The 5,038-nt window shown below is 72.4% G+C and carries 1 protein-coding gene; it reads right to left on the bottom strand.

The annotated features are described in order from the left end of the window. On the bottom strand, nt 1-5,038 hold a 5,038-nt coding region (locus LO762_RS32140; protein ID WP_230620124.1), incomplete at both ends, for a type I polyketide synthase.

Genomic DNA, 5,038 nt, shown 5'->3' with positions numbered 1-5,038 from the left:
CCCGTCACCGGCCCACGCCGCGATCAGACCCTGGAACGACGGCCCGTAGGCGTAACCGTGGTCGGCGAGGTTCTCGTAGAAGTCCTGGACGGGGACCGGGTGCGCCCCCGGCGGCGGCCACGTTCCCGAGATCGCCGCGCCGGTCTGATCGGCTGCGCTCACAGTCGCGGTGAGGAAGCCCTCAGCGTTCCGCTGCCAGTCCTGCGCGCCTGCCGGACGGGAACTCACCGTCACCGGATGGCGTCCGGTGGCGTCGGTGTCGGTGACGTGGACCTGGATCTCGACGGCGCCGGACAGCGGGACCGGCAGGGGAGCGTGGATTACGAGCTCATCCAGGACAGGACAGTCGATCCGGTCTCCGGCGGTGATGGCGAGTTCGACCAGAGCGGCACCGGGGATCACAACCGCACCGGCGATCGCATGGTCGGCCAGCCACGGATGAGTGCGCAACGACACCCGCCCGGCCAGCATCACCCCGCCGGGCACCTCCACCACCGTGCCCAACAGCGGATGACCCCCGGCCACCTGACCGGCAGCAGGATTGGGGCTGAGCCAGTAACGGTCGCGTTGGAACGGGTAGGTCGGCAACGGCACAACCCGCCCCGGCACCTGGGCGCCGGGGATCAACGCGGCCAGAGCAGTCTGAGCGACCGGCCCTCCAGCAGCCCACAACTCCGCCAGCCCAGCGACAGCGGCAGCCACCTCAGGCTGGTTCCGACGCGAGAACGCGACCGCCACCGCAGCCGGGTGGTCGCTGGTCCGGGCCAGCGAGGTGAGACTCCCGTCCGGGCCGATCTCGACCACAAACCCGGCGCCGCCACCAGCCTCGACCCCGGCCAAGGTCAGAGCCTCAGCCAAAGCGTCGGCGTAACGGACGGGTTCACGGACCTGCCGCACCCAGTAGTCCGGCGACGTCCACTCCCGCCGCCCGGCCGCCGAAGGCTCCCGGTAGGCGACACCAGCCGCCACAACGCCGAACTCCGCCAACATCGGATCCATCAACGGCGAATGGAACGCATGACTGACCGGCAGCAGCCGCGCCCGAATCCCCGCACCAGCCGCAGCAGCAACCAGCTCCTCAACGGCGGCCTGCTCCCCGGAGACCGTCACCGCCCTCGGTCCGTTGACGGCCGCGACCCACACCCCGGCACGATCGGCCACAAGCCCGACGACCTGATCCTCACCGGCGGCCAGCGACGCCATCGCGCCCCCGGCCGGGAGAGCCTGCATCAACCGGGCCCGGGCGACCACCACCTGGGCGGCATCCTCCAATGACCACACCCCGGCCGCGAACGCCGCAGCCAACTCACCGATGGAATGACCCACCAACGCCTGCGCCCGCACACCCCACGACTCCACCAAACGCCACAACGCGACCTCAAAGGCGAACAACACCGACTGCGTATACAGGGTCTGATCCAACAAGCCCGCCAGATCCGAGCCCGGATCAGCGAACGCCACCTCTCGAAGGGGGAATTCCGCCACCTCGCTCATTTCGGCGTCCAACGCCGCGCACACCTCGTCGAACGCAGCCGCGAACACCGGGAACACCTCACGCAGGTCCCGGCCCATCCCGGCCCGCTGAGCACCCTGACCAGCGAACGTCAACACCACCGGGCCCGTACCAGCCGCCCCCGAGGACCCCGCATCCCCAGCAGCCACCGCACGCAGCCCCGCCACGGCCTCGTCCCGACCGGCAGCCACCAACGCAGCCCGGAACTCCCACACCGGACGACCAGACAGCAACGCCCCGCCGACCTCCCCCAACCCCCAACCCCGACCAGATTCGAGAGCCAGGAAGTCAGCCAGCCGCCCTGCCGCAGCCCGCAGACCCTCCGGAGACCGCGCCGACACCACCAACGGCACCACACCCGACACATCCGACACAGGCCCGCTGGGCGTACCAGGGATGTCAGGGGTGTCCGGGGCCTGCTCAAGGATGACGTGGGCGTTGGTACCGCTGATCCCGAAGGAGGACACGCCGACGCGGCGCGGACGACCGGTCTGCGGCCAAGCCTGTTCCTCGGCCAGCACTCGGACGTTCCCCGCTGTCCAGTCGACCTTCGACGAAGGCGTCTCGGCATGCAAAGTCCGGGGCAGCACACCGTGCCGCAGCGCCAGAACCATCTTGGCGATCCCCGCGACACCGGCCGCAGCCTGGGTGTGGCCGATGTTCGACTTCACCGACCCCAACCACAACGGCTCACCCTGCTCGCCACGATCGCCGTACACCGCCAGCAGCGCCTGCGCCTCGATCGGATCACCCAGAGCCGTCCCGGTGCCATGCGCCTCCACCGCATCCACCTCAGCCGGAGCAAGGCCAGCACTCGCCAATGCCTGACGAATCACCCGCTGCTGGGAAGGACCGTTGGGAGCCGTCAACCCATTGGACGCGCCATCCTGATTCACCGCACTACCCCGGACCACCGCCAGCACCTCATGCCCGAGCCGCCGCGCATCCGACAAACGCTCCAGCACCAGCATCCCGGCACCCTCGGCCCAGCCCATGCCGTCGGCGACGTCGGAGAACGCCTTGCAGCGGCCGTCGAGGGCCATGCCCCGGAGCCGGGAGAACTCGACGAACACGCCCGGATGCGCGATCACCGTCACGCCGCCCGCCAGGGCCATCGAGCACTCACCCGCGCGCAGCGCCTGTGCGGCCAGGTGCAACGCCACCAGCGATGACGAGCATGCCGTGTCCACGCTCACCGCCGGGCCCTCCAAGCCCAGCACGTACGAGATACGCCCGGACGCGACACTGGAGATCGCACCCGTCGACCGGTATCCGTCCAGCTCCGGAAGTGCGGCCGAGGCGTCGGCGGCGGTCTGGTAGTCGTTGGCGATCAGCCCGGTGTAGACGCCCACGTGCCGGCCCCGCAGGGAGGACGGGTCGATCCCGGCGTGTTCCAGCGCCTCCCAGGAGGTCTCCAGCAGCAGCCGCTGCTGCGGATCCATCGCCAACGCCTCACGCGGACTGATCCCGAAGAACCCCGCGTCGAACCCGGCCGCGTCGGTGACGAACCCGCCCTCGCGGACGTAGGACTTCCCCGGCGCGTCGGGGTCCGGGTCGAACAGGCCGTCCAGGTCCCAGCCCCGGTCGGTGGGGAACTCCCCCACCACGTCCGCGCCCGACGACAGGAGGTCCCACAACGCGGCCGGGCCGTCCACGCCGCCGGGCAGCCGCAGTCCCAGACCGACGATGGCGACGGGCTCGTCCGTGACGATCTTCGCGGTGGGGATCGCGGCGTGCGCCGGGGTGAGACCGGCCAGCTCGCCGAACAGGTGGTCGGCGAGCGCGGCGGGGGTGGGGTGGTCGAACACCAGCGTCGCGGGCAGGAGTGTTCCGGTCACCGCGGTGAGCCGGTTGCGCAGCTCGACCGAGGTCAGGGAATCGAACCCCGCGTCGTTGAACGCCTGGTCGGCCCGCACCAGGTCCTGACCGGGGGCGCCCAGGACCACGGCGGCCTCCGCGCGGACCAGGCCGACCAGATGGGCCACCTGCTCCTCCCGCGTCATCGCGGCCAGCCTCGCCTGCCATGCTCCGACGGCGCCGGTGGCGGCGGTGCGGCGCTGCGGCCCGGCCAGGGCCTGGAGCAGCGGAGGGACCGGATCGTGGTGGCGGCGCAGCACCGCCAGGTCCAGCACCATCGGGACCAGCGTCGGCTGACGGGAGGTGAGGGCCTGGTCCAGCAGCGCCATACCCGGCTCGGGATCCAGCGCGCCCATCCCGATGCGGCTCATGCGTGCCAGGTCGGACTGGCCGAGGTGCTCGGTCATCGTGCTCGTCGGCGCCCAGTAACCCCAGGCGAGGGACACCGCGGCCTCGCCGGCGGCCCGCCGCCGGGTGGCCAGGGCGTCGAGATAGCAGTTCGCCGCCGCGTAGTTCCCCTGCCCCGGAGTGCCCAGCACCCCGGCGACGGAGGAGAACAGCACAAACGCGGCCAATCCGAGCCCCCGGGTCAGCTCGTCCAGATGTGTGGCCGCGTCCGCCTTCGGACGCAGCACGGTCTCCAGCCGTTCAGGGGTGAGCCCGCCCAGGACGGCGTCGTCCAACACGCCGGCGGTGTGGATCACCCCGCTGAGCGGCCCCGGAACCGCGTCCAGGATCGCCTCGGCCTGGCCCCGGTCGGCCACGTCGGCGGCGACGATCCGCACGTGGGCGCCAGCGGCCTCCAGTTCGGCCCGCAGCTGTGCGGCGCCGGGCGCGGCGAGGCCCTGCCTGGAGACCAGCACCAGGCTCCGGACCGCGTGGGCGGCGACGAGGTGGCGGGCGACGAGGGCGCCCAGGGTCCCGGTTCCTCCGGTGACGACCACGCAGCCGGCACCCAGGTCCCCGGCCGCGAAGTCCTCTTGGGGGGCGCGGGTGAGCCGGGGGACTTCGATCTGCCCGTCCCGGAGGCGGATCTCCCATGCGTCCGCGGCGGCGGCCTGCTCCAGCGGACCCGGCAGGTCGACGAGTTCCGCGGCGTCCGAGGCGAGGTCGACCAGCAGGACACGTCCCGGGTTCTCGGACTGGGCCGAGCGGGTCAGCCCGGCGACCGCCGACGCCACCGGATCACTGCCCGCACCCCGGACCACCACCGCCAGCCGGGTTCCGCGCAGGGCCGGGTCGGTCGCGTGGACCTGCAACACCTCCAGCACCCGCGCCAGCACCACCCGCACCCGCGCCAGTTCTCCGACGCCGTCGGTCTGCCCGGCGTCGAGGATCAGCCACGGCGGGAGGTCCGGTACCAGCGCCCGCAGGTCGGCCCGGTCCGCGACCACGGCGCCGGCCGGCGCGTCGGCCGGGGCGCGGCCGGTGGCGAGGGGGGTCCAGTCGACGGCGAACAGCGCGCCGCGTGCCGACGCGTCGGAGGCGGTGCGGTCGGTGGTGGCGACGGGCCGTGTGGTCAGGGCTCCGAGCGTCAGGACCGGATCACCGGCGGTGTCGGCCAGATCCACCCTCAACCCGTCGGGGCCCTGGCTCGCGCGGACCCGGAGCCTCGTCGCGCCGGTGGCGTGCAGGGCGACGCGGTTCCACGCGAACGGCATCAGCACG

The sequence above is a fragment of the Actinocorallia sp. API 0066 genome (assembly GCF_020991275.1).
Classification (GTDB): Bacteria; Actinomycetota; Actinomycetes; order Streptosporangiales; family Streptosporangiaceae; genus Actinocorallia.
This window is presented reverse-complemented; position numbering and strand designations above follow the sequence as displayed.